This window comes from Alcaligenes sp. Marseille-Q7550 (genome assembly GCF_965112015.1).
This window is the reverse complement of the sequence record NZ_CBCOPU010000001.1, coordinates 966,063-990,589: the sequence shown is the minus strand read 5'-3', so window position 1 is coordinate 990,589 and position 24,527 is coordinate 966,063. Positions and strand designations below refer to the sequence as shown.

At 64.8% G+C, this 24,527-nt stretch carries 15 protein-coding genes, 1 other RNA gene, 5 pseudogenes and 1 CRISPR repeat array; of the genes and pseudogenes, 7 read left to right on the top strand and 14 right to left on the bottom strand.

Annotated elements, in window-relative coordinates; all coding sequences use genetic code 11:
- Positions 1 to 12 precede the first annotated feature (12 nt).
- Positions 13 to 974 (top strand): annotated as a pseudogene (gene tal / locus ACWPWO_RS04685) (transaldolase).
- Positions 975 to 1,055: 81 nt separating this feature from the next.
- Here tal and ACWPWO_RS04680 read toward each other — a convergent pair.
- The 9 genes and pseudogenes from ACWPWO_RS04680 to ACWPWO_RS04640 form a co-directional block, all read right to left on the bottom strand.
- Positions 1,056 to 1,849 (bottom strand): annotated as a pseudogene (locus tag ACWPWO_RS04680) (ABC transporter permease).
- A gap of 1 nt (position 1,850) precedes the next feature.
- The gene (locus ACWPWO_RS04675; protein WP_454004769.1) at positions 1,851 to 2,657 is read right to left on the bottom strand and encodes an ABC transporter ATP-binding protein; all 807 of its coding nucleotides are present in this window, start codon (positions 2,655 to 2,657) and stop codon (positions 1,851 to 1,853) included.
- Positions 2,650 to 3,690 (bottom strand): ABC transporter substrate-binding protein, encoded by a 1,041-nt coding sequence (locus tag ACWPWO_RS04670; protein WP_454004767.1) that lies wholly within the window; start codon positions 3,688 to 3,690, stop codon positions 2,650 to 2,652. The genes ACWPWO_RS04675 and ACWPWO_RS04670 overlap by 8 nt, the downstream gene beginning before the upstream one ends.
- Before the next feature lie 110 nt (positions 3,691 to 3,800).
- Positions 3,801 to 4,412 carry a recombination mediator RecR gene (gene recR / locus ACWPWO_RS04665; protein ID WP_454004765.1) on the bottom strand — a complete coding sequence of 204 codons (612 nt, stop codon included), beginning with the start codon at positions 4,410 to 4,412 and terminating at the stop codon, positions 3,801 to 3,803.
- A complete protein-coding gene (locus tag ACWPWO_RS04660; RefSeq protein ID WP_394064583.1) occupies positions 4,412 to 4,738 on the bottom strand; it encodes a YbaB/EbfC family nucleoid-associated protein in 327 nt (108 codons plus the stop codon). The genes recR and ACWPWO_RS04660 overlap by 1 nt, the downstream gene beginning before the upstream one ends.
- Positions 4,739 to 4,777: 39 nt before the next feature.
- Positions 4,778 to 6,874 carry a DNA polymerase III subunit gamma/tau gene (locus tag ACWPWO_RS04655; RefSeq protein WP_454004762.1) on the bottom strand — a complete coding sequence of 699 codons (2,097 nt, stop codon included), beginning with the start codon at positions 6,872 to 6,874 and terminating at the stop codon, positions 4,778 to 4,780.
- Between the two features lie 115 nt (positions 6,875 to 6,989).
- An RNA gene (gene ffs, locus ACWPWO_RS04650) (signal recognition particle sRNA small type) lies at positions 6,990 to 7,087 on the bottom strand.
- Between the two features lie 16 nt (positions 7,088 to 7,103).
- Positions 7,104 to 10,407, bottom strand: a pseudogene (locus ACWPWO_RS04645) (UvrD-helicase domain-containing protein).
- Positions 10,407 to 12,398, bottom strand: a complete 1,992-nt coding sequence (locus tag ACWPWO_RS04640; RefSeq protein WP_454006273.1) for a PD-(D/E)XK nuclease family protein — start codon at positions 12,396 to 12,398, stop codon at positions 10,407 to 10,409. The pseudogene ACWPWO_RS04645 and the gene ACWPWO_RS04640 overlap by 1 nt, the downstream one beginning before the upstream one ends.
- 115 nt (positions 12,399 to 12,513) lie before the next feature.
- On the opposite strand from ACWPWO_RS04640, the gene ACWPWO_RS04635 reads away from it, so the two are divergent.
- The 4 genes and pseudogenes from ACWPWO_RS04635 to ACWPWO_RS04620 all read left to right on the top strand — a co-directional run bounded on the left by ACWPWO_RS04635 (position 12,514) and on the right by ACWPWO_RS04620 (position 16,446).
- Positions 12,514 to 13,134: a hypothetical protein gene (locus ACWPWO_RS04635; RefSeq protein ID WP_454004760.1), complete on the top strand. Its 621-nt coding sequence runs from the start codon at positions 12,514 to 12,516 to the stop codon at positions 13,132 to 13,134.
- 216 nt (positions 13,135 to 13,350) lie between these two features.
- Positions 13,351 to 14,157, top strand: coding sequence for a 2OG-Fe(II)-dependent halogenase WelO5 family protein (locus ACWPWO_RS04630; RefSeq protein ID WP_454004758.1), 807 nt, complete (start codon positions 13,351 to 13,353; stop codon positions 14,155 to 14,157).
- 30 nt (positions 14,158 to 14,187) lie between these two features.
- Entirely contained in the window at positions 14,188 to 15,108 is a 921-nt protein-coding gene (locus ACWPWO_RS04625; RefSeq protein WP_454004756.1) for a DMT family transporter, read from the top strand.
- 221 nt (positions 15,109 to 15,329) lie between these two features.
- Positions 15,330 to 16,446, top strand: a pseudogene (locus tag ACWPWO_RS04620) (IS3 family transposase).
- 530 nt (positions 16,447 to 16,976) lie between these two features.
- Here ACWPWO_RS04620 and ACWPWO_RS04615 read toward each other — a convergent pair.
- Positions 16,977 to 17,564 (bottom strand): Panacea domain-containing protein, encoded by a 588-nt coding sequence (locus tag ACWPWO_RS04615; RefSeq protein ID WP_454004754.1) that lies wholly within the window; start codon positions 17,562 to 17,564, stop codon positions 16,977 to 16,979.
- Between the two features lie 955 nt (positions 17,565 to 18,519).
- A complete protein-coding gene (locus ACWPWO_RS04610) occupies positions 18,520 to 19,017 on the bottom strand; it encodes a hypothetical protein (protein WP_454004752.1) in 498 nt (165 codons plus the stop codon).
- Positions 19,018 to 19,052: 35 nt separating this feature from the next.
- Positions 19,053 to 20,245: a CRISPR direct-repeat array (repeat unit 29 nt; unit sequence CGGTTCATCCCCGCTCGCGCGGGGAACAC).
- Between the two features lie 272 nt (positions 20,246 to 20,517).
- Here ACWPWO_RS04610 and ACWPWO_RS04605 point away from each other — a divergent pair.
- On the top strand, positions 20,518 to 21,330 hold the full coding sequence (locus tag ACWPWO_RS04605) for a TOBE domain-containing protein (RefSeq protein ID WP_454004751.1): 813 nt from the start codon (positions 20,518 to 20,520) through the stop codon (positions 21,328 to 21,330).
- On the opposite strand, the pseudogene ACWPWO_RS04600 reads toward ACWPWO_RS04605, so the two are convergent.
- From ACWPWO_RS04600 to modA, 3 genes and pseudogenes are all read right to left on the bottom strand, one after another.
- Positions 21,311 to 22,035, bottom strand: a pseudogene (locus ACWPWO_RS04600) (sulfate/molybdate ABC transporter ATP-binding protein). The gene ACWPWO_RS04605 and the pseudogene ACWPWO_RS04600 sit on opposite strands and share 20 nt — an antisense overlap.
- The gene (gene modB, locus ACWPWO_RS04595) at positions 22,032 to 22,712 is read right to left on the bottom strand and encodes a molybdate ABC transporter permease subunit (protein ID WP_454004749.1); all 681 of its coding nucleotides are present in this window, start codon (positions 22,710 to 22,712) and stop codon (positions 22,032 to 22,034) included. The pseudogene ACWPWO_RS04600 and the gene modB overlap by 4 nt, the downstream one beginning before the upstream one ends.
- 18 nt (positions 22,713 to 22,730) lie before the next feature.
- Complete coding sequence (gene modA, locus ACWPWO_RS04590; protein WP_454004747.1) at positions 22,731 to 23,480, bottom strand: molybdate ABC transporter substrate-binding protein; 750 nt, start codon at positions 23,478 to 23,480, stop codon at positions 22,731 to 22,733.
- A gap of 142 nt (positions 23,481 to 23,622) precedes the next feature.
- Here modA and xerD point away from each other — a divergent pair, with 142 nt between their 5' ends.
- On the top strand, positions 23,623 to 24,519 hold the full coding sequence (xerD, locus tag ACWPWO_RS04585) for a site-specific tyrosine recombinase XerD (protein WP_454004745.1): 897 nt from the start codon (positions 23,623 to 23,625) through the stop codon (positions 24,517 to 24,519).
- The last annotated feature ends 8 nt before the right edge of the window (positions 24,520 to 24,527 follow it).

Genomic DNA, 24,527 nt, shown 5'->3' with positions numbered 1-24,527 from the left:
CTTGCAACAGACATGACGACTCAGCTTGAATCCCTGCGCCAGTACACCACCGTCGTGGCCGACACCGGCGATTTCGAGGCCATGCGCGCCTTCCGCCCCACGGACGCGACGACCAACCCGTCCCTGATCCTGAAGGCCGTCCAGCTGCCGGCCTACCGGCCCCTGCTCGATCGCGTCATCGCCGACCACCCGCAGGCCAGCCTGGCCGAGACCAGCGACCTGCTGCTGGTGGCGTTCGGCCGCCAGATCCTGGACATCGTGCCCGGCCGCGTCTCCACCGAAGTGGACGCCCGCCTGTCCTTCGACACGCCGGCCAGCATCGAGCGCGCCCGCCAGATCATCCAGCACTACGAGCGCGCCGGCGTGGACCGCGAGCGCGTCCTGATCAAGCTGGCCTCCACCTGGGAAGGCATACAGGCCGCGCGCGCCCTGCAGGCCGAAGGCATACGCTGCAACCTGACCCTGCTGTTCTCCCTGCCCCAGGCCGTCGCCTGCGCCCAGGCCAAGGTGACGCTGATCTCCCCTTCGTGGGCCGCATCTACGACTGGTTCAAGAAAGCCGCCGGCGCCGACTGGAACGAGGACGCCAACCGGGGCGAGAACGATCCGGGTGTGCGCTCGGTGCGCAGCATCTACGAATACTACAAGACCTACGACATCCCCACCGAGATCATGGGCGCCAGTTTCCGCAACATAGGCCAGATCCAGGCGCTGGCGGGCTGCGACCTGCTGACCATCAGCCCCGAGCTGCTGGGCCAGCTGGCCGCCGCCGACGGCGAGCTCTCGCCCGCCCTGAGCGTCGCCCGGGCCAAGGCCGCCGCCCCGGAATGGCGCGCCAGCAACGAGGTGGCCTTCCGCACCGAGCTGAACCAGGACGCCATGGCCACCGAAAAACTGGCCGAAGGCATACGCCTGTTCACGGCCGACGCCATCAAGCTGGCCGCACTGATCCAGCAGGCCCGGCAGCGGAGCTGAACTCCGCCCTTACCGAACTGACACAAACCGGCCCCATCGCACGACGGGGCCGGTCTTTTTCATGCGGCGCCATGGCGAACGCTAGAGCTTCTCCGTCTCGCCCCCTTTGGGCCGCCAGGCCAGCATGCGTTCTTCGAACAAGCTGACCAGGCCGTCCAGCACCAGGGCAAAGAGGGTCAGGACCACGATGCCGGCGAACACGGTGTTCACGTCCAGCGTGCCTTCGGCCTGCAGGATCAGATAGCCCACCCCGCTGGCCGAGCCCAGGTATTCGCCCACCACGGCGCCCACGAAGGCCAGGCCCACGGAGGTGTGCAGGCTGGAGAACACCCAGCTGGGGGCCGAGGGAATGGAGACGTGGCGCCGCAACTGGCGGCGGCTGGCGCCCAGCATGCGTGCGTTGTCCAGCAGCGTGGAACTGACTTCGCGCACGCCCTGGTACACGTTGAAGAACACGATGAAGAACACCAGCGTGACGGCCAGGGCCACCTTGGACCAGATCCCCAGGCCGAACCACATGCCGAAGATAGGCGCCAGGATGACGCGCGGCATGGAGTTGGCGGCGGTGATGTAGGGATCCAGCAGGGCCGCCGCGCGAGGCGACAGCCCCAGCCACAAGCCGCAGCCCAGGCCGGCCACCGTGCCGATCGCGAAGGCCAGCAAGGTCTCGCTCAGGGTGACGCCCAGGTGCAGGTAGATATCGCCATTGGGCACGAACCAGGCCCAGATGACCTTGATCACCTCCAGGGCTGGCCGAAGAAGAAGGCGATCTTGGGGTCCAGGGTGAAGAAGTGCCAGGCCAGCAGGATGACGACCAGCAGCAGGAGTTGCCAGGCGCGCAGGGCCAGGCGGGAACGGTGAGTAGACTTCGACATATCAGGCGCGCTTTTGTTGGGCATAGCCCTTCAGGACTTCATCACGCAGCACGGCCCAGATGGCCGAATGCAGTTCGACGAAGCGGGACTGGTTGCGGGCTTCGGCCACGTCGCGGGGACGCGGGAGATCGATGTGGAATGCGCCGATGGGGCGCGTGCCCGGCCCGGCCGACAGCACCACGACGCGATCGCTCATGGCGATGGCCTCGTCCAGGTCATGGGTAATGAACAGGACGGCCTTGCGTTGCGCCATCCAGATCTCCAGCACTTCGTTCTCCATCAGTTGCCGGGTCTGGATGTCCAGGGCGGAAAAAGGCTCATCCATCAGGATGATGTCCGGGTCGCGGATCAGCGTCTGGGCCAGCATGACGCGCTTGCGCATGCCGCCGGACATCTGATGCGGATAGCGGTCGCCGAAACCGCCCAGGCCGACCCGCTTGAGCCATTCCCGGGCGCGGGAGCGCGCTTCGTCCTGCGGCACGCCGGCGAACTCCAGGCCGGCCATCACGTTGGACTCGGCGCTGCGCCAGGGCATCAGCGCCTCGCCCTGGAACATGTAGCCGGCGCGCTGGTTCACCCCGTGCAAGGGCTGGCCGAAGACGCGCACCTGCCCGGCGGAGGGGGCCAGCAGGCCGGCCCCCACGTTCAAGAGCGTGGACTTGCCGCAGCCGGTCGGACCGACCACGGACACGAACTCGCCAGGGGCGACCGTCAGGCTGGCGTCGCGCACCGCGGTGTACGTGCCCTTGCCGTCGCGCGAGGCAAAAACACAGCTGACGTTGTCAAGGGAAAGCGCGGCCTCAGGCATGGGGGTACTTCTTGTTGGCATTGTCGGCAAATTCGTTGGTGAAGATCTTGCTGGTGTCGATCTTGGAAGCGTCCAGGTTGGGAACAAAAGCCGCCAGCGCATTCAAAGCCGTGGCCGGGCCGTCCTCGTCCACCAGGCCGTTGGGCGAGAGCGACTCCTTGTTGGCGTCCAGGCACTGCTTGTACAGCTCCACGTCGCCCAGCAGGTAGGCGGCCGGCACCGTCTTGGCGATGGTCTCGGCGTCATTGGCCTGGATCCACTTGTCGGCGCGCACGATCGCATTGGCCAGCGCCTGGGCGGTCTTGGGGTTCTTGTCCAGGAATTCCTGTGAGGCGTACAGGCAGGCCGAGGGCATGTTGCCGCCGAAGATCTTCTTGGTGTCGGCCACCGTGCGTGTATCGGCGATGACCTGGATGGCGTCTTCCTTGGCCAGGGTGCCGATCACCGGATCCAGATTGGCCATGGCGTCCACCTGGCCGGTGCGCATGGCGGTCACGGCGCCGGCCCCGGCGCCCACGCCGATGAAGGAGACGTCCGAAGGCTTCAGCCCGTTCTGTTCCAGGAAGAAGTTGACCATCATGTTGGTCGAGGAGCCGGGCGCGGTCACTCCGATCTTCTTGCCTTTCAGGTCGGCCGGCGACTTGTAGTCGGGCAGGGTCTTCCTGGAGACGGCCAGCACGATGGCCGGAGCGCGGCCCTGCTGCACGAACGCGCGGTAGAACTGGCCCTTGGCCTGCAGATTGATGGTGTGCTCGAACGCGCCCGAGACCACGTCGGCGCTGCCGCCAACCACGGCCTGCAGGGCCTTGGAGCCGCCCGCGAAGTCCGCAACCTTGACGTTCAGGCCTTCATCCTTGAAGAAACCCTTGAGCTCCGCAATGGACAGGGGCAGGTAGTAAATCAGCGCCTTGCCGCCTACCGCGATCGTGATGTCTTTCTTTTCCAGCTCCTGGGCGCGGCCGACGGACGGCAGCGACATGGCCAGCCCGGATGCGCCGGCCAGTTTGAGCATGTGGCGACGAGTCAGTGTCATGGGGATCCCCTTCTTGTTGTGTAGTCATAAAGTAAAGGCCTAATACTTATACTACTAAAACGAGGGGCACCGGGACGCGAGCGGCCAACTCGCCGCCAGGGCGGTCGGGCCTACGCGGCGCCCCGCTCCACCAAGGCCCAGGCGATGGTGCCGGGATCCACATATTCCAGTTCGCTGCCCGCGGGCACGCCGCGCGCCAGGCGGGTGACCTTCAAGCCCTGGCTGCCCAGCATTTCAGCCAGGTGATGGGCGGTGGTCTCGCCTTCGGCCGTGAAATTGGTGGCCAGGATCACTTCCTGGACCTGTCCGTCGCCGGCCCGCTCCAGCAGGCGGTCGAACTGCAGGGCGTCGGGCCCTATGCCCTCCAGCGGCGTCAAGCGGCCCATCAGCACGTAGTACAGGCCGCGGTAGCCATGAGTGGCTTCGATCATGTTCTGATCGGCGGGAGTCTCCACCACGCACAGCAAGGCGGGATCACGGCGCGGGTTGGAACAGGTTTCGCAGACCTCCTGGACCGTGAAGCCGTTGCAGCGCCGGCAATGCCGCAGGGTCTGGGTGGCCTGCTCCAGCGCCCGGCTGAGCTGGTCCGCCCCCACCAGGTCATGCTGCAGCAGGTGATAGGCCATGCGGCGGGCGCTGCGCTCGCCTATTCCGGGGAGGCGGCGCAGGGCCTGGATCAGAACCCGAAGCGGTTCGGGTTCGGCGATCTGCGGCTCGTTCATCAGAAGGGGAACTTCATGCCGGGAGGCAGGGGCAGGCCGGCGGTGACGCCCGCCATCTTTTCCTGCGAAGTGGCTTCGGCCTTGCGCTGGGCGTCATTGAAGGCGGCCGCGATCAGATCCTCCAGCATGTCCTTGTCCTCTTCCAGCAGGCTGGGATCGATGGACACGCGGCGCACGTCGTGGCGACAGTTCATGACGACCTTGACCAGGCCGCCGCCCGAGACGCCTTCGACCTCGATTTCGGCCAGGGCTTCCTGCGCCTTCTTCATGTTTTCCTGCATTTGCTGCGCCTGACGCATCAAGCCGGCAATCTGACCTTTCATCATGGTGTGGTTTCCTGATTGTTGGAATTGAACGAGGGCCGCTCAGGCGGCCCGGACCAAGGGGGCTGCCTTGACCGACCCTTCCTTGACGCTGGCGCCAAAGTCCCGGATCAGGGTCAAGACAAAGGGATCCTGGGCGACCTGCTCTTCGGCCTGCCGCTGGCGCTCGGCCAGCTTGGCCTGCTCCACGGCATGGGCCGTGGCATCGCCGGTGTCGCCGTATTCGATGGCCAGCTGCACGGCCTGGCCGAAGTATTCCGACAGCACGGTGCGCAGCCGGGCCTTGCCCTGGCTGCCTTCCGTGGCCTTGATCTTGGCGCGCAGGTGGATTTCCTGGCCTTGCACGCCCACCCATTCCGTCTGCCGGGCGAGCTCGGCGGCCCAGCCGCTGAGCGGCAGCTCGGCCGCCACGGACGGCCATTTCTCGGCCGTCATGCCGCCCAGGCGCACCGCGCGGCTGCCCTCGCGAGCGGGCGCCGGCACAGGCAGGCCCAGTTCGCCGTCCGGCATGAAGTTGCCCGAGGCCGGCAGGGGCGGCATGTCGTCGTCATCGCCGCCGCCGGAGGCGGCGTCCATGCCGGCGGGCTGGTAGTTCTCGAATTCGTCGTCCATGCCCTCAGACAGCCAGGCCGGCTCCTGCAGCCCGTCGTCCGCAGCAGGCGAAGCGGCTGGCTCCCGGGCGGCCGGAGCGGAATCTTCCTGCTGTCCGGGCGGCTCGTCCTGGACGGCGACGGGATCGGCTTCGACCACGGGCGCAGACTCAGGCGCCGGTTCCAACTGAACCGGCGAGGGAACTTGCGGAGCCGGCGCATCGGCGGACCGGCGGCTCGGCGCGGTGTCCTCCCAGGCGGGAACGAAATCATTCCTGGCAGGTGCGGGCGGGACGGGCGGAGTCGGCGCAACGCGGGCCTGGACGGGCGGCGCCTCGGCGGCCTCCCGGGCGACTGGCTCCATCGGTGGTTCGGACGGCGCAGGGGCAGGAGGAAGCGCCGCCTCTTGCGGCTGCGTTCGGCCGCCCTCAGGACCGGCCGGCGGCGCGGGCTGGGCCGGCACCGGTTCGGGCAGCAGGGCCAGCATGCGCAGGCAGGCCATGACGAAGCCGGCGTATTCGTCCGGCGCCAGGGACAATTCCTGGCGGCTGTGCACGGCCACCGAGTAGAAAAGCTGCACGTGGTCGGGCGAGAGCGCAGGCGCCAGCTCGCGCACCGGGCCGGCCAGGGGGTCGTCGTCGGTGATCGTGCCGGGAATGCGTTGCTCGATGGCGATGCGCGACAGCAGCGTGGCCAGATCGGCGAGCGCCCCCGCGTAGGACAGGCCGCGCGCGGCCAGGTCGTCCGCCACCGCCATGATGGCCTTGGCGTCGTAGGCCACCAGGGCCTGCAGCAGTTGCGCCAGGTGGCGCTGGTCTATGGTGCCCAGCATGGCCTGGACGGCCTGGGCGCTCAGGTCGCCGGCGCTGTAGGCGATGGCCTGGTCGGTCAGCGACAGGGCGTCGCGCATGGAGCCGGCCGCCGCCTGCGCCAGCAGGCGCAGCGCCGGGACGTCGAACTGCATGCCTTCCTGGGTCAGGATGTCCTGCAGGTGCTCCACGATGGCCGGCACCGTCATCTGCTTGAGGTTGAATTGCAGGCAGCGCGACAGCACGGTCACGGGGATCTTCTGCGGGTCCGTGGTGGCCAGGATGAATTTCACGTGCGCCGGCGGCTCTTCCAGCGTCTTGAGCATGGCGTTGAAGGCATGGCCGGTCAACATGTGGACTTCGTCTATCATGTAGGCCTTGTAGCGTCCGGCGCTGGGCGCGTAGACGGCCTGCTCCAGCAGCTGCGTCATTTCCTCCACCCCGCGGTTGGAGGCGGCGTCCAGCTCCACGTAGTCCACGAAGCGGCCCGCGTCGATCTCGGTGCAGGCCCGGCAGGCGCCGCACGGCGCGGCGGTGATGCCGGTCTCGCAGTTGAGCGACTTGGCCAGGATCCGCGACAGGGTGGTCTTGCCCACCCCCCGGGTCCCCGTGAACAGCCAGGCATGGTGCAGGCGTTGCGTGGACAGGGCGTGCGTGAGCGCGCGCACCACATGATCCTGACCGATCAGGGTGTCGAAGGAGCGAGGGCGCCATTTGCGGGCCAGAACGAGATAGGTCATGCGAATTCCGGACGGCGTGAGCCATCAGCACAGATGAGCGAAAGGAAAAGTGTACCGGATTCGGTGCCCGAGAGGAGCAGACAGACCGGGCACGCTGGACCCGGCAAGAATGTGAAGTGGCGAGCCTGACTCCGGCACTGACTCTGCACGGCTGTGGCTGCTTCGTTCCCGACCTGACCAGGTTCACCGCCGAACCATGCGGAGGGGCCCGCCATCTCGTAGTGTAGCACTAATACGGCACCCACAGGTCCGCGCGCGGAAAATAAAGCGCGCCGCGCGCGGGCCGGCCGTCCAGCGCCGCGACCTGGGCGCAATAGCGCTCCAACTGAGGCGCATACCGCTGCAACATGCGTTCGCGAAACAACTCCAGGCTCTCGCCGGGCGCCGGCCGGCTGGTCTTGTAGTCCACCACCAGCCAGTGATCCTCCTGCGAGATGGCCAGGTCGATGATGGACACCCGGCCGCTGACATCCAGCAACGACCATTCGCGGTGCGCTCGCGCCACGCCCAGCAGCCAGCGGCCCTGCTCGGACTGCGTCGTGGCGGCCACGGCTTCGAACAGGGCCTGGCCGGCCTCGTCCAGATAGGCGCCCGGCACGCCGGCGCGCTGAAGCTGGCGCCACATCACCGGTCGGCTTTCGCGCAGGCGCTCCAGCGGCCATTGCTCCAGGCCCTCGCGGCCCAGTTTCTCCAGCCAGGCGTGCGCGACCGTGCCTATCGCGGTTTCGTGGCTGGTGTCCAGCGTCCAGTTCCATGCCTGATGGGCCTGCGTGCCGCCCGCCTGCAGGCCGGGCGGCAGATCGGGCAGGCTGGCCACGCGCACGAGCGGCGGCCCCGCCAGTTGCTCCCCCGCCTCCGTCTGGCTGTCCAGCACGGCCTGCCAGGGCGGGGCCGGCGGCGGCGTGACGGCCGACCACGAGGCGGCTCCGCAAGGAGCGGCCGTCGGGTTCGCGCAGCCCCTTGTCCTGGGTAATGCTCAATTCGGCGAACAGATGCAGCTCCCGGCGCGCCCGCGTCAGGGCCACATAGAGCAGCCTATGGCTTTCCTGTTCGGCGCGTATGCGCTCGCGCGCGGCCAGGAACTGCGACACCGGGTCGCGGTCCTCGCTGGCCCGGTGCGTGATGGGCCCCAGGATCAGGCGCTCGGCGCTATGCTCCAACCGGATCAGAGGCTCGGAATCCGCCGCCGACTGCTTGTGCAAGCCGAACAGGATCACGGTCTCGAACTCCAGGCCCTTGGACTTGTGAATGGTCATTACTTCCACGGCCTTGCCCGAACCCTGCGGCGTGGCGTACAGCGATTCCACGCGCGCCTGCAGCAATTGCTGGTCGGGCGGTCCGTAGGGACACAGTTCCTCCAGCAGACGCAGCACCTGTTCCGCGTCGGCCTGATCGGCGACCGTGGGATAGACCCGTTCGCCGCCCAGGCGCGTCCAGCATTCCTGCACCCAGGCCGCAAAAGGCATCAAGCCGCTGCGATTGCCTTCATCCAGCAGGACCTGGCGGGCGAACAGCAGACGTTCCCGTTCGCCCGGCTCCCAATCCAGCGCCTCGCAGTCCCGCAGCAGCTCGGGCATGGCCTGGCGGGGATGCCGCGCGCACAGGCGGTGCAGGCTGTCCAGGCGCAGGCCTATCATGGGCGAGCGCAGCAGCGACAACCAGGCCAGGCGGTCCGCCGGATGCGCCAGGGCGCGCACCAGTTGCACGAGGTCGGCCACCACGGGACGCTGCTGCAGGGGCTCCAGTTCGACGGCGCGGCACGGTATGCCCTGCTCGCCCAGCTTGCGCACCAGGCCGCTCAAGTGCGAGCGCGCGCGTACCAGGATGGCGACCGGATGGGGGCTGCCGGAATGGCGCTGCAAGGCGGCGCCGGCGCAGCGCACAGCCTGCTCCACCGCCTCGTCCTGGGCCGTCTGCTGGGCCGCGGTCCCATCCTCGCCGCGCGCCACGCGGAAATGCCAGGATGCATGGAACTCCACCGCCGAGCCCGGCTCGTCGGGCCTGAAGGCGATCGATTCCTCGTAGGTGACCATCCCAAGCTCGGGGTCGGGTTGGCGAGGGAACAACTGCGTCCCCACCCGGTTCACCCATTCGACGAGCCGCGGATGGGAGCGGAAGTTGTTGGTCAGATTGAGCGGCTCCAGCGGCACGTCGCCCAGGCGCCGCTCCTGCCAGACGCGCAGGAACAGGCCCACCTCGGCCTTGCGGAAACGGTAGATGGACTGCATGGGATCGCCCACCAGGAACAGGCTGCGCCCGTCGCCCGGCTCCCAGCCGCTGGTCAGGCGCTCCAGCAACTGCACCTGGGACTGGCTGGTGTCCTGAAATTCATCCACCAGCAGGTGCCGGATGGAGCGATCCATGCGCAGCAACAGCTCGCCCGGCTCCTGCGCATCGCCCAGAGCCTCCAGCGCCCGCTGTGCGATTTCGGTGAAATCGACCTCGGACTTTTCGGCAAAGCGCAGCTTGAGCTGGGCGGCCGCCAGCCACAAGACCTGGATAAGGTTGGCCAGCACGTCCTGCTGCTGCGCCGAATACTGGCTCGGCAACAGGCGGGCCGCCGCCAGCCGGGACACCCAGGGCTCGGTGCCCAGACAGCGGCCCAGCCAGTCGGCCAGGAGTTCTTTCTCGGCCGTCTTGGGCGGAAAGCCGTTGCGCACGGTCAGGCTCTTGCGCACGTCACCCTTGTCCGTCAGCAGCAGGCACGCCAGGCCTCGCCAGCGCGGCAACTCATCCATGACCGGCGCCAGCGGCTCGCCGTCCCAGTCGGCCAGGGCCAGCACCTCTCCGTCGTCCAGGTTGGCCGCCGCGAAACGAGCCAGCGGCGCCAGGGTCGGCGCCCAGCCGGGCGGCATGCAGCGCCGCAACTGCTCCAGCTGCTGTTCGACCACCTCGCGCAGGCTCTCCTGCAGCACGCTCACATCCCCGCTCGCCCCCAAGGCGGGCAGCCATTGGTCGCGGCTGGCCAACATGGCGGCCAGCAGGGCCTGGGCCTGGGTCAGGTTCACGTCCATGTGTTCCAGAAAGCGCGCCACGCTGGGCACGCTTTCCGCCATCTCCAGCGTCGCCCAGGCGGCGGCCTCGTAGTGCTCCAGGGCATTGTCGGCAATCGCCGGCACGCCGCCCAGTCCGGTCACCCAGGGCATGGCGCGCACCAGGTGCGCGCACAGCGAGTCGATGGTGCGTATGCTCAGGCGCGCCGGGTAGGCCAGCAGGTCCCACTTCTGCTCGCGGTTGCGGCGCATGGCCTCGCAGGCCAGCTCCCAGCTTCGCACCCGATAGGGTTCGCTCGGGCAGGGCTGGTCGGCGGCGGCCAGTTTTTCCAGTACGCGGGCATGCATCTCGGCGGCCGCCTTGCGCGTGAAGGTGATGGCCACGATTTCCTCGGGCCGGTCCACACGCGCCAACAACCCCAGAATCCGGTCCGTCAGCAATTCGGTCTTGCCCGAACCGGCCGGGGCCTGCACCAGAAAGGAACGGTCGGGATCCAGCGCCCGGCTGCGGGCGTCACTGTCGCTAGGTTGAAAAGACATCACATTTCCCCGCCGTTGCCGACGGCATCGTACTCTTGCTGAAACAGGCGCAGAAACGGCAAGACGTCGCAATAAAGCAAGTCGTTGCGGTTCCAGATCTGATTGGCCGCCCGGCCCTGGATGAATTCATCAGCCAGCCCCTGCACGGCCTGCCTCCAGGCCAGGAGCTGGGCCAGCCATTGCTGGCCGCTGTCGACCTCGGTCATGCCCGCGATCTCCATGCCCGGCGCCGCCAGTCCGCTGAACGCGACCTGGCGCGCATGCAGGCGCACAAAAGCCAGCGCGCTGACCTGCTGGCCCTGCTCCTGCAGCACGGTGGCGTAGAACGGCAGCTGCAGATTGACGGGACGGCCGCGCAGCCAGTCCTTGTCGGGGCGCAGCTCGCCCATGCCCGTCTTGTAGTCTAGCAGCACATGGGACCCGTCCGCCAGGCGATCGAGCCGGTCCAGGCGCAGGCTCAGCCGCAGCGGGCCGCGCGTCCAATCGACATCCTCTTCGGTCGCCTCCAGGGCAAAGGGCGGACGCCGGGCTTCCAGCTCGGCATATTCGGCCAGCACGGCCCTGGCGCGCTCCACTTCCAGCGCGCGCAGCACCGGACCGTAATCGGCCAATTCTTCCTGCGCCGCCTGCTCCACGCTGTCGTGCAGCACCTGCGCCAGGCTGGCCCGGGCCAGGTGCTCGTGCAGGGAATCCTGGTCCTGCACGGCGCGCCAGAACAGTTCGACGGCCCTGTGCAGAAACAGCCCGCGCGTGTTCATGTCGCCCAGGCGCGCATAGTCCGGCAGCGCCTGGCCGTGCAGGCGGAACTTCACGAAAGCCCACAAGGGATTGCGCGCCTGGGTGTCGAGCACGCTGATGCCCCCGCGTATGGTTTCATCAGCCTGCAGGGCCGGCCCCTGCGCATCGGGCAGGCTCGCCAGTTCGGCCGCCTCGCCGCGGCGCGGCGTCCACTCCAGCTCCAACAATGGCCAGGGCGCGATCAGTGGGCTGGGCCTGAGCTCCTGCTCGCCCAGATGCAAGGGCGCGCTCAGCAGCACCTGATCCGCGCAACGCAGCAAGGCCGCCATCATCCAGCGCGCCCACTCCAGTTCGCGTTCCGGCGTGGAGCGCGGCGCCTGCGCGCGGCGCAGCACATGGGCGGGAATCAAGGGATTGGGCTTGACGGCGGCCGGCAGCACCTCGTCCGTCAGGCCCAGCACCCAGACGGCGGCCCCGCGGCCGCCTGCGGCCTCCCGGAAGCCGAGCACGTCCAGCCGCGCGCGCGGGTCGCGCTGCGGCTGGAACAGGCTCTCGCGCGCCATGCGCGCCAGGGCGCCCTGCGCGCGCAGGGCGCTGATGCGGCCCAGCACCGGGGCCTGCTGGGCAAAACGCAGCATCAATTGCTCCAGCGCTTCCAGGGTCTGGAACTGCGCGCTGTCCAGGCTGGCGCTGCCGGGAAACCCCAAGGCCTGCAGGCATTGGCGCATCACGCCGGCCCACACGTCCACGCCCTGGGCGCCGGTGGGAGCCGCCTGCAGCACCGCCATGGCGCGGTCCCAGGCCTGCGCCAGTTCGGGTGCATAGCGGCTGAGCATGTTTTCGAATTCATTGCGCCGCACTACCGTTAGGCGATTGTCGCGCCAGGCCTTGTCGATCTGGGCGCGCCCGCCCGTCTCGGACTGGTCGGCCTGGCAGGCGCCCAGGCGCAGGGCCTGGCCCAGCAAGGCGGGCTCGGCCCGGCCCTTCTCGGCCAGCGTGAACAGGGCCTTGAGCCAGGCCAGGGCGGCCTCCACCAGCGGCCATTGCGCCAGGGCCCTGGCCGCCGCCACGTTGTACGGAAGCACGCCCTGCTCGGTATGCATGGCCTGGCGCAGCAGCCTGTGCACCAGCGGCAATTGCGTCTCCAGTTGCGCCGCCACGATGGCTACGCATGCCTTGGGCCTCTCGTCCCGCTGCCGGCGCGCCCAGCGCGCCGCCAGCCGCCATTCGGTGTCCGCGTCCTGCGCCTGGATCAGCCGGAACCCGCCACACCTGCGAGGCCTGGGGTTCCGGCTGATCCAGGCGCACTATGCGCAGCCCCATGGCCCGCAGACCCGCGAGCAGGCGCTGCAGACGCGGGGAAAATTCGTGAAAGCCATGCAGGACCAGATGCGTGTGCCGCAGGTGCAGCGCGCCCGCTTCCACTGCCGCCACCACGCGCCCGGCGGCGCGGTTGGCATCGTCCAGGTCGCCCTGTTCCAGACCGGCGCGATAGTGGGCGCGCCACAGCAGGAAGCGTTCGTAATCCATGCTGGCCTCGGACGGGTCGATCCGAATCTCCCAGTCGTCCAGCAGGCTGTCGGCTTCGCAGGCAAACCGCGCGGCCTGCGCCATGTCCAGGAAGTAACCTTCGGGTTCGCACTGTTCGATGCTGTGCTCCCAACGCTGCAGGGCGGCAAAGCGATCCATGTGATGGGCGGCCGGCTGCCATTGGGACGAAAAGCACAACTGGTCGCTGGCCTGCGCCAGCCAGGCGCCCAGCGGCAGGATCTCGGGCACGGCCACGGTCCCGCCCTGCGCCGCCAGCCGGGCGGACAGCCGGCTCAGCAGCCGGCGCGCATAGCGGTTATTGACGGTCAGCACCACCGTGCGGGCGCTGTCCAGTTCCTGCAGCTCGGCTACGGAAATGGCAGGGATGTCATGCATGTCGAAAACCGGTTAAGGTTGCAAGAAACGACCGCGCTCAGGCGGTCAGCCCGGTCATTGTAGCGGTGCAAGGCGGCTCCTTGACCATGACGAGCATCGCGCTCGATCCTGGTCCCCTTCGAGGAAGGTCGGACTGAAATTGCCTGCGGCAGCGGCGGTGCGAAGCAGCGCCCAATCGCAATCAAGGCAAGCGGGGCTCGACATGCCGCCCCTGAACGCACTTCGTGCCCGTTCGGATAAGCGCGACTTATGGCACTCGACCTGGCCAGGATCTTACCCATGCGCAGCATAACCGGAAGCTTAAGTGCCATGAAAAGAAGATGGAAACATGCGGGCCTCGCAGCGCTTTCGTCGGAGAGCCTGCAAGCGGTCATAGACAAGGAAATCCCGGCCGTGATCATCAGCGATTTCGCCCCCCTCGCGGAATGCGATCAGCTCGCAGCGGCCATCTTGAGCATGAAAGCCAAGGAGTATGAATTCGGGAAACCCGGCTCATACCTGGGCATTCCGCTTGCCCACTACCGCGATCGCCCCAAGGAAGCGTATTTTGCGCAGGTCAAAGCTGCCGAACGGGAACGAGCAACCATCGTCAACGCGGCCTTCGACCCCGTTGAGCGCTTCATGCACCGCATCAGGAACCAGACCGATTTCAATATTTCCATCGCCGAAGAACCGGGTTCGGGCCGGTATTTCGCAGGGATCATCAGGCTGATCCCCGGCGGCTCCGACGTCCATGTCGATTATGCGCCGACCTTTGCCAAGGGGCTGATGGCCGTTGGCGACATCTCCGCACAACTGACCTGGAACCTGTATGTCTCATCCCCTTCGCAAGGAGGAGAGACCGTTGTGTATGATCAGCCATTCGAGTTCACCGGCATCGACAGAAGCTACAAGGCTTACGACAGCGCCCTGCTCGTCGACTGCGACTCGTTCACCTTCCAGCCCCAGGTCGGTTCCGTGGTCATCTTCAATACCGGAAATCCGCATGTGGTCCTGCCAAGTCCCGAAGGCGCCGCACGGCAACGAATCGCGACAGGCTCCTTCATGGGCGTCATGGATCGCAGAAACCTGATCCTGTGGTCTTGAGCCGCTCGTTCGAACTCATCGGAACAAGCCATGAAGACAGGTTTCACTTCCGGCACGGCCTTTCTCTATGTCGTGACCATCCTCACGGGCGGGACCTCATGGTATGCCGCCAAGCTGCAGCTCACCGGCGTCTCCCCCATCGTCTCGCTGATCTACCGCTTCAGCGCCGCATCCACGTTGCTTCTGCTGATTGCCGGGATCACGGGCAAGCGTCTGCGCTACGGCTGGAGCCAGCATGCAGCCATGGCCATGCTCGGCGGCTTCGGCTTCTCCGTCGCCTTCCTGCTGATCTACAAAGCAGCAGCAATGATCACCACCGGGCTGATCGCGCTGACCTACTCCACAGTCGTCCTGCTCAACGTCGTCAATACCCGCCTTTTTCTCAAGACGCCCATCACCCGGCCAGTCATGGCGGGGATCCTCCTGGGCCTGGCCGGCATGGCTCTTGTATTCCTTCCCGAACTGCCCGCCGGAAGCTGGAGCTGGCTGGGCTTTGCCTGCGCTCTCGCTGCTCCATTGGCATTCTCTTCCGCCAATATCTCGGCCGTTCAGCTACAAGGCAGCGGAGTTGAAGTGCTCCCTCTGACGGGCATTTCAATGGCGTATGGCGCCCTGTTCCTGCTTGGATATGCCGTCTGGACCGGTCAATCATTCACCTTCGATATGTCACCGGCCTACGCCGCTTCGCTGGCCTACCTGATCGTCTTTCCCTCTATCATCGGCTACACCACCTATTTCGCCGTCATCGGACGTCTAGGCGCGGAGCGAGGCGCCTATACGATGCTCTTCGTTCCGCTCGTAGCATTGGCCATCTCCAGCATTACCGAGGGCTATCGCCCGACCCTCTTGGCGATCATCGGCACATTGATGATCCTGGCCGGCAACTATTGCGTCATCGCCAACAAGTTCAAGACCACGCGCCCTCAAGCCGGCGGTTCAAGCGTGGAATGACAAAACCGCACAGCCTCGGCGCGGACAGCGTCGTCAGGAGGACTTCGATGCCTTCCCTGGATCGAAGCGCGCAGCCCCGCCGGACACCGGAAACGCCGCCGTATTGAATGAAAGCGGCCAGGCTTGAAAGCCTCTTCTTGACATCCAATTGCGCGTAAGCTCCCCCTGTGAATAGACGATAGCCAGTAGAATTTCGGAGCCTCCTAGAGTCGGAGACTCCCTTGAAGAAAAGCAGATTTACCGAAAGCCAGATCGTTGCAGTGCTAAAAGAAGGCGAGGCCAGTATGCCGGCCCCTGAGTTGTGCCGCAAGCACGGCATCAGCAACGCCACGTATTACCAGTGCAAGAGCCAGTACGCAGGCGTGCAGGTGTCCAAACTGCAGCGCCTGCGCGAACTCGAAGCAGAGAATGCCAAGCTAAAGCGCATGTACGCGGAACTGGCCCTGGAGAATTCAGCCATCAAGGATGTGCTGAACCGAAAATCCTGACGTCGTCAGCCAGGCGCGAGGTCGTCGAGCAGTTGGTGCAGTCCAAGCTCTCGATCACACGCGCCAGTCTGATTGCTGGCCTATCGCGGGCGGCGTACTACAAGAGGCCAACCTCGGCAACGCAACGCGATGCCGAGGTCATTGATGCGCTCAATGCGATCGTGACTCGGCATGGGCTTGGGGGTGCTGGAAGTGCTTTACGCGGCTACGGCTCGATGGTCGTTGCTGGAACAAGAAACGAGTTCATCGGGTGTACTGCGAAATGGGATTGAACCTGCCTCGCCGCTGCAAGAAACGGCTGACCGACCGGCCACGCCAGCCGCTGGATCATTCGCTGGTGCCGAACCGATGCTGGGCATTGGACTTCATGCACGATGCCCTATACTGCGGCCGACGCTTCCGGACGTTGAATGTGATCGACGAGCCCAATCGGGAATGCCTGGCCATCGCAGTCGGCACATCGATCCCTCCGGCTCGCTTGATACGCGTGCTCAATCGCCTGATCGATTGTTATGGGGCGCCTGAGACCATACGGCTGGACAATGGCCCGGAGATGATCTCTCAGACCTTCACCGAATGGGCTGGTGCTCGGGGAATCGCCGTGCGTTATATCCAGCCTGGCAAGCCAAATCAAAACGCGTTCATCGAGCGCTTCAACAGAACCTGTCGAACCGAAGTGCTCGATGCTCACCTGTTCGCTAATCTTCAGCAGATGCAAGCCATTACCGAGCAATGGCTGATCGATTACAACGAATACCGTCCACATGAATCTCTGGGCGGCCTCCCGCCGGTACAGTTTATGCCTCGGTTAACCCCTGCTCCGAATCTCTATCAACCACTGTCTACTTGACGGGGGTGCTTACGCCCCTCCGCAACAAAACGTTGTAGAGATAATACTACCCAAGCTGGAGCTAATGGACCAAGCACAAAAAAGCCCTCGCGGGGAGGACTAATAAGATAAGTAAAACAAAAATTAGCTAGCCAAACTTTCCAAGAGCACTTTATAGTGCCTAGGCAAGCGCTTCGATGTAAGAAAGCCAGCCCTTATTTTTTCTATGAGGCCAGCATCACAAATAGGCTTTTCAGTCCATACGCCGCTTGCAACCATCGTTTGTACATGAGAGACCGAATAGATGCGCGGCTCGCGGTAGTAAATATAGCTCCCCTTCACTATAAAAGGATGCTCACCTGGTGATACCTCACATGCAGGATCATAAGGCAACCCGGCCTTAATTGAAGAGAAGCTTACCATAATCACCTGATCTTCAGGCCCATACCCCTCTAGCTTCATCGGCCCAAACGAAACAGTAAATAAATGCTCACCAGATGGGCCGGAGGGGACTAATAAACAAGCCCCTGCTTCACACTTCCAGGCCATATTTAGCCCATCACGGCACTTAATCGAGCGCGTTCATTCAAATGTTCGACCGCTGATCGGATGCCTTCGTCTGTATAGCCTAAAGCCTTAAAAAGACGCCCCATAGGGATCGGCCGGCTCGATCCCCGCGGATCCTCCCATTCTGGGCAAGCCTCCGAGTGGGTATAGTCCCGGAGCTCCCACTTTCCCATGTGGCCGAATTGGCCCCATACGCTCTCTAGCACTTCCAGGTCCCCGTCGCTGAGTTCCAGCAAATCTAGCTCCGGCGTACGTATCCGGCTAGGATCTCGCAACGCAATTTCATGGGCAGCCTTATCATCCATCCAGCAGTCCCACCCATCAGGGCCGCTCTCCTCGCTCCCATTCATCAGGTCATATGTTCTGGACAAGACAGGGCCATGAGGCATGGACACTAAACGATCACCGGCAATGGGCTCACCGTAGATTCTCAGCGATTCTCGCTCAGCCAGATACATCAATTTCATCAACTTCAGAACAGGTAAGCGCCCCCCAGCCTTGTGCAAGAGGAACGCTGCAGCTTGCGCAGTCCGCCGCTCATCAAAAAGGGAAGGATAGGATACTTCTGTCATAGTCGCTCGCATCATTAGACGCTTATCAATTCGGTGCTACACAAGTACGGTGCGGAGTCAGACCACACAGTGTTTTTTAGTATTTTTTGTTTAGGCAGCTAAACCAACTATAACACACAGAACCCCATACTCCCCTACACTCCCACTCACGCCCCAAATACGCGTTGCCTTCGCAACACTGCGGCCAACTCCTGCAGGGCTGCACAGGAACATCGAAACGCCTTTCTCCCCAGCCACATGCTCCTGCCGTCCATCTTGTTCTGTAACCAAAACGCCCCGCCAGTTCCTTGATAGGTTACAGGTTCCATCGCAAACACCGCCGCTTCCAGCTCTCCCCTGGGTAGCGGCGTCCCATATGCCATCACCACGGCGATGATATTGGCCGTGGTCAGAGTCAGCGGCACAGCACCGGCCCCCCGTCAAACCTCCATTTCATTGCCCCTATAATGCTCTTTTCACGAGAACCTACAGGGGCAAACAGATGAAGCGTTTTTTGGCAAGCGGGCTATTGGCGGCGGCTTGTTTTGGGGCGCAGGCGGAGACGAAGAAGCCCGAGGCGGAAAAGCCCGTTTACTTCATCAATCAGCAGTTGTAGACATTTGTAGCAAACCAGTCGGCTATAACGCCTGCACCTACATAATTCTTGATATTTCCCAAGGTATAGATCCGCGTGGATTCATCGAGGGGTCCGGTAAGGCTTGCTCGGCTTACAACATAGCTGGCACCAACGACGATTAAAAAATCGTCATCATCGGGTACCTTGCAGCCCAACAAGAACGTCACCACACCCCAGCAGCAACCTCCGTAGTCATGGCGGTCAGTACCGAAGAATGTAAAGCTGAGCTAGGGCCTCCACATTAGGGAATGACCACCGAGCACTCATCACGCGATCCGTAACCCGGCCGGCAGCTTGGCCTGCCAGTTGGCCAAGACAACCGAATTATCGGTATTAGCGTTAATGGTGATTCACGACGTTGTTAATTTGGCTTAGGGCGTGAGATTGTGGGCGCTGCAAAGCCCCCATATTGGTACTACGTTTACTCCATAAGTTGCGAGGGTCCTTTTGCCCAAGCTCTTCTGGCTGCTTAGAAGCCTCGTCTTGAGATAGCACCCACCCATCAAGCAGCACACTCTTGAGCTTACCCTCTAGCCACGAGAGCGCCTCAGTCCATTTCTTGCTGAAATAGCCCGTCACGCTATCCCAAACCCCATTGATAAAGTCACGGATCACGTCGAACTTGGCGATGACCAGCGCCACCATGGCGGCCAGCGCAATGCCCAAAAGCGCAGGCCAGCCGATGACGGCCGCAACTGCGCTCATAACTGGCGCCACCAGCCAAAGAAGGAGAAAGCCACCAATTCTGACGATCGGTCTGCCAATTTTCCACAGAATGGACAGCAAACCCATTGCCAGCACGCCGACAATGCCAAATTTGGTGATCCATTCACCCAACGTCTGACCGCCGCCACCCAGCAGGTTTTTTATGACGGTTCATCCCCGCTCGCGCGGGGAACACTCAGACGCCGACAGGTGGCCGAACTGCGAGTTCGGTTCATCCCCGCTCGCGCGGGGAACACGGAAACTTGCGCTTATAGCTGTAACAGCAATTCGGTTCATCCCCGCTCGCGCGGGGAACACGGCGACGATATCGCCATGCACGGCTGCGACAGCCGGTTCATCCCCGCTCGCGCGGGGAACACCCGGCTCGATGTGTCGAAGGCGGGGCAGGGGTCGGTTCATCCCCGCTCGCGCGGGGAACACACGCCATGCGGCCAGGTCTGGCGCTCCAATGTCGGTTCATCCCCGCTCGCGCGGGGAACACGTCGATCGGCGGGATCGCCACCAGGGCGCCCACGGTTCATCCCCGCTCGCGCGGGGAACACGATGAGAACAGTTTCATTGTTCAACGAGGGACGAGGTTCATCCCCGCTCGCGCGGGGAACACCGCAGTGACCGCGTGAACCATGCGGCTGTGTTCGGTTCATCCCCGCTCGCGCGGGGAACACGTCATGGTTTTTCCTCCATCGTGTCAAGCTCGCGGTTCATCCCCGCTCGCGCGGGGAACACGCCTGACACCGCGTACCCGCTCCGGCCCTGCCCGGTTCATCCCCGCTCGCGCGGGGAACACGAATCGGAACGGGTCAGGGCCCTGGCATATTGGCGGTTCATCCCCGCTCGCGCGGGGAACACAACGAAGCTCTCGATTTCGGCCATGTCGGGCACGGTTCATCCCCGCTCGCGCGGGGAACACTTGATAGCGCCCTGCAATCGCCCACATGTCGCCGGTTCATCCCCGCTCGCGCGGGGAACACTAGCCTTGCGGCTTGCTTCTTACGTCATGATACGGTTCATCCCCGCTCGCGCGGGGAACACGAGATACCACGACGCTCGGGGCAGGTTGCCGACGGTTCATCCCCGCTCGCGCGGGGAACACCTTCTACGGGAAAAAGCCCAGCGTCGAAATCGCGGTTCATCCCCGCTCGCGCGGGGAACACGGGTGATAGATCGAAACGATCCGCCCGCCCGTCGGTTCATCCCCGCTCGCGCGGGGAACACGTCGGGTGAGCTTTTCCATGCAGCGGTTTAGTTCGGTTCATCCCCGCTCGCGCGGGGAACACGCCGGGCTGGGCGGTGGTGCGTTGGGCATTCAACGGTTCATCCCCGCTCGCGCGGGGAACACTCCAAAAACAACCTGTTGATTTCAATAAAGAAATCCCAGCCTCCATTTTCCACCAAAAAAATGGACGAGAAACTCAGCCTGCTTTCGGAGCCTGCAACAAGGTTTATCATTAAACCACGATGGACGCTCAAGCCGATGCGCGCCTGCATGCGGTCCCCGCCCATGCCCGTCCCGCCAGTTTCCTTCGCACGGATCGGGCATTTCCGCATTGCGCCTGCGGTCGCCGGGGCGTGGCTTGTTGAGCGTCGCCTTCCGCCCTTACACTTACGCCCATGTCCAGCACACACGATACCCAAGCCGAGTTCACCAGCAGCCTGTCGCTGCGCACCGGCGAAAACACCTGGGGCAGCGCGCGCCGCATGGCTCTGCTGGCCGCGATCGGCGAGCAAGGCTCCATCTCCGCGGCGGCGCGCAGCATAGGCATCAGCTACAAGGCTGCCTGGGACGCCATCGACATCATGAACAATATGGCTGGCGAGCCCCTGGTGCTGCGCAGCACCGGCGGCCATCGCGGCGGCGGCGCCACGCTGACGCCCAAGGCGGTCGAGCTGCTCGACCTGTACCAGACCTACGACCGGCTGCACCAGCGGTTCATGGCGCGCATCGGGCGCCTGATGCCCTCGGCAGCCACCCAGATGGAGCTGCTCCAGACCATGATGATGCAAACATCCGCCCGCAACCAGCTGCCCGGCACGGTTACCGCCATCAAGACCGGCGCCGTCAATGACGAAATCCACCTGGACATCGGCCAGGGCCAGAGCGTGGTGGCGTCCATCACGCGGGAGAGCACCGAAAACCTGGGCATACGCGTGGGACAGAAAGTGCTGGCTTTCCTGAAGGCGTCTTCCATCATGATAGGAACCACGGACACCCGCGGCACCCTGTCGGCCCGCAACCAGCTGCTTGGCGCCATCACCCAGGTGATTCCCGGCGCCGTCAACGCCGAGGTTCGGCTGGAGCTGCCGCAAGGGCTGGCGCTGACTGCGACCATCACCCTGGACAGCACGCAGCGCTTGCACCTGGAGGCCGGCCAACAGGCCTACGCCCTGTTCAAGGCCTCCAGCGTCATGATTGCGACGGTATGAGATCCAATGGGCGCGACGCCTCCAGCTCTTCGGCGGCGCAGCAATCGACGATGCGCCCGTCGCGGATGCGATAGACCTCCTGCGCCAGCACGCGCGCATCCTCGGGATCATGCGTGATCAGGATGGTGGGAATGTCGAGCTGCTTCTGCAACTGGGCCAGCTCCGCCCGCAAGCGCACGCGCAGATCCTGGTCCAGCGCCGCCAGCGGCTCGTCCAGCAGCAATACCTCCGGCTCCACGGCCAGCGCCCGGGCCAGCGCGCAGCGCTGCTTCTGCCCGCCTGACAATTCGGCCGGGTAACTGTCCAGCACCGCTTCCAGGTCAAACGCCTGCACCCAGCGCCGCGCCGCCGCGGGCAGCGCTTGCACGCGCCGGTTGAACAGGCCGGTATTCAATCCGAAACAGATGTTCTGCGCCGCCGTCAGGTGCGGAAACAGGCCGTAGTCCTGGAACAGGTAGGCCACGCGACGCTCGCCGATTTGGACCCGCCCACCCGCCGCGATTCGAAGTTATCCCCCCCGCCTATGCTGATGCGGCCCCGGTCCGGTCGCAGCAGGCCGGCCACGCTCTGCACCGTCAGGGACTTGCCCGAGCCGGAAGGGCCGTACAAGGCGATGTGCCTGGCGTCGGTCTGCACCTGGATGTCCAGGGTGAACTGGCGCGCCTGCGACTGCACGGTGCGCCGGATATCCAGAGTCAGGCTCATTGCACGCTCCTTTGGCGCCGCACATGCCGGGGCGAGAGGGCGCCGGCGCTCCACAGCACCAGCACGCAAGTGATTGAAATGACGGTCACCAGCACCAGGGCCAGGCTGTCCTCGCCCGCCTGCACGGCTTCATAGATGGCGATGGACATGGTCTGCGTGCGGCCCGGTATGCTGCCCGCGATCATCAAGGTGGCGCCGAACTCGCCCAGGGCGCGCGCGAATGCCAGCAGAATGCCCGCCAGGATGCCGCGCGCCGCCAGAGGCAGGCTGACCCGGAAGAAGACGGCCAGGGGCTTGAGGCCCAGCACGCGGGCGGCGTTCTCCAGGCGGGCGTCCACGTCCTCGAAGGCGGCGCGGGCCGCCTTCAGCACCATGGGGAAAGCCACCACGGTGGCGGCGATCACGGCCCCCTGCCAGGTGAACACGAGCTCGATGCCGAACTGCGACAGCCACTGCCCGAAGGCGCTGCGCCGTCCGAACAGCACCAGCAGGTAATACCCGATGACCGTGGGCGGCAGCACCATGGGCAGGGTCAGGATGGAGTCCAGCAGGTCGCACCAGCGCGACTCCCAGCGCGACAAGCCGTAGGCGACGGCGATGCCCAGCATGCAAGCGAACAAGGTCGCCCAGCCGGCGACCTTGAGCGACAACCACAAGGGAATCCAGATTGTATTCATCCCGTCCTTGCGCAACGATCAGGGTTTGGCAAAACCGTATTTTGCCAGGACCTGCTGTCCCGTTTCAGAAAGAACGAAATCCTGGAAGGCCTGGGCCTTGTCGTTGCGGCCTTCACGCTGCACCAGGGCGATGGGATAAGTGACCGGTTCAGTGGTCTTGAGCGTTTCCATGACCTGCACCTTGTCCTTCATGATGGCCGCGTCCGTGGCGAACACGAAGCCGGCCTCGACTTCGCCGCGCGCCACGTAATCCAGCACCTGGCGCACGTTCTGGCCCAGAATCTCGCGCTGCTTGACGGCGTCCCACTGGCCCGCCTTCTCCAGCGCGGCCTGGGTGTAGCGGCCCACGGGCACGATGGCGGGGTTGCCCAGGGCGACGCGCTTGACCTCGGGTTTGTCCAGGTCGCCGGCATTGCCCACCTTGGCGGGATTGTCCGTCGGCACGATCAGGACCACCTGGTTCTGGACGAAATTCTTGCGCGTGGCCGGATCGATCGCCTTGGCTTCCTCGGCCTTGTTCATGGCTTTCTGGTCGGCGGAGGCGAACACGTCCACCGGCGCGCCGTTCACGATCTGCTGCAGCAGCACGTCCGAAGCGGCGAAGCTGGTCAGCACCTTGGTGCCGGGATGATCGGCCTCGAACTGGGCCGCCAGATCCTTGAAGGCATTGGTCAGGCTGGCGGCGGCGGCCACCACCAGCTCGTCGGCATGGGCGGCGCCTTGCACCATCAGGGCCAGGGCGGCGGCCGACACGACTCGTTTGAACATGATTCTTCTCCTCCGGAAACAGGGTACGCCCTATAGGCGCAAACAGGAAATATATATAGGTATATATCGAGGGCCAATGAAATCGGGCAAATAGACTCATCACGCCGGAGTGATAGCATGGAGTCCCAGGATGGATACAGCCATGACACGCAACACCCGGATCGACGATTTCATCTCCATGCTCTGGCTGCAGGACGGCCTGGCCGCCAACACGCAGCAAGCCTATCGCCAGGACCTGGAACGGCTGGCCGAATGGGCCCGCGCCGAGCGACCCGGCAAGGAACTGGAGCAGCTGGACGCCGCCGACCTGCAGGACTGGATCGCCAGCCAGTCAGCCGACACCAAGGCCAGCACCGCCAACCGCCGGCTGGCCACCCTGCGCCGCTTCTACGAATGGACCCTGCGCGAAGGCCTGCGCCAGGACGATCCCTGCCTGGAGCTGAACAGCGCCCGCCAGGCGCCGCGCGTGCCGCACACCTTGACCGAAGAGCAGGTGGAACGCCTGCTGGCCGCGCCCGACATCGGCGCCCCGCTGGGCCTGCGCGACCGCTGCATGCTGGAGACGCTGTACGCCACCGGCCTGCGCGTCAGCGAGCTGACCGAACTGCCCGTGCAGAACGTCAGCCTGAGCGACGGCGTGCTGCGCGTGGACCAGGGCAAGGGCGGCAAGGACAGGCTGGTGCCGCTGGGACAGGAGGCCCTGCATTGGATCACCCTGTACCTGGGCCAGGCGCGCCCCGCCCTGCTGGGGCCGCGGCGCAGCGACTTCCTGTTCATCACCGCGCGGGGCACCTGCATGACGCGCCAGTCCTTCTGGCTGATCGTCAAGAAATACGCCTTGCGCGCCGGCATCCAGGCCCCGCTGTCGCCGCATGTGCTGCGCCATGCCTTCGCCACGCACCTGCTCAATCACGGCGCGGACCTGCGCGTGGTGCAGATGCTGCTGGGCCATGCGGACATTTCCACCACCCAGATTTATACTCATGTGGCGCGCGAGCGCCTCAAGGCGCTGCACGCCGCCCATCACCCGCGCGCCTGAGCGCGCCA

Coding starts and splice junctions, on each gene's coding strand:
- modA (WP_454004747.1), bottom strand. CDS start 23,480: ATGTTCAAACGAGTCGTGTCGGCCGCCGCCCTGGCCCTGATGGTGCAA.
- ACWPWO_RS04605 (WP_454004751.1), top strand. CDS start 20,518: ATGTCCAGCACACACGATACCCAAGCCGAGTTCACCAGCAGCCTGTCG.
- ACWPWO_RS04655 (WP_454004762.1), bottom strand. CDS start 6,874: ATGACCTATCTCGTTCTGGCCCGCAAATGGCGCCCTCGCTCCTTCGAC.
- ACWPWO_RS04630 (WP_454004758.1), top strand. CDS start 13,351: ATGCGCAGCATAACCGGAAGCTTAAGTGCCATGAAAAGAAGATGGAAA.
- ACWPWO_RS04625 (WP_454004756.1), top strand. CDS start 14,188: ATGAAGACAGGTTTCACTTCCGGCACGGCCTTTCTCTATGTCGTGACC.
- ACWPWO_RS04675 (WP_454004769.1), bottom strand. CDS start 2,657: ATGCCTGAGGCCGCGCTTTCCCTTGACAACGTCAGCTGTGTTTTTGCC.
- ACWPWO_RS04615 (WP_454004754.1), bottom strand. CDS start 17,564: ATGACAGAAGTATCCTATCCTTCCCTTTTTGATGAGCGGCGGACTGCG.
- modB (WP_454004749.1), bottom strand. CDS start 22,712: ATGAATACAATCTGGATTCCCTTGTGGTTGTCGCTCAAGGTCGCCGGC.
- ACWPWO_RS04670 (WP_454004767.1), bottom strand. CDS start 3,690: ATGACACTGACTCGTCGCCACATGCTCAAACTGGCCGGCGCATCCGGG.
- xerD (WP_454004745.1), top strand. CDS start 23,623: ATGACACGCAACACCCGGATCGACGATTTCATCTCCATGCTCTGGCTG.
- ACWPWO_RS04660 (WP_394064583.1), bottom strand. CDS start 4,738: ATGATGAAAGGTCAGATTGCCGGCTTGATGCGTCAGGCGCAGCAAATG.
- recR (WP_454004765.1), bottom strand. CDS start 4,412: ATGAACGAGCCGCAGATCGCCGAACCCGAACCGCTTCGGGTTCTGATC.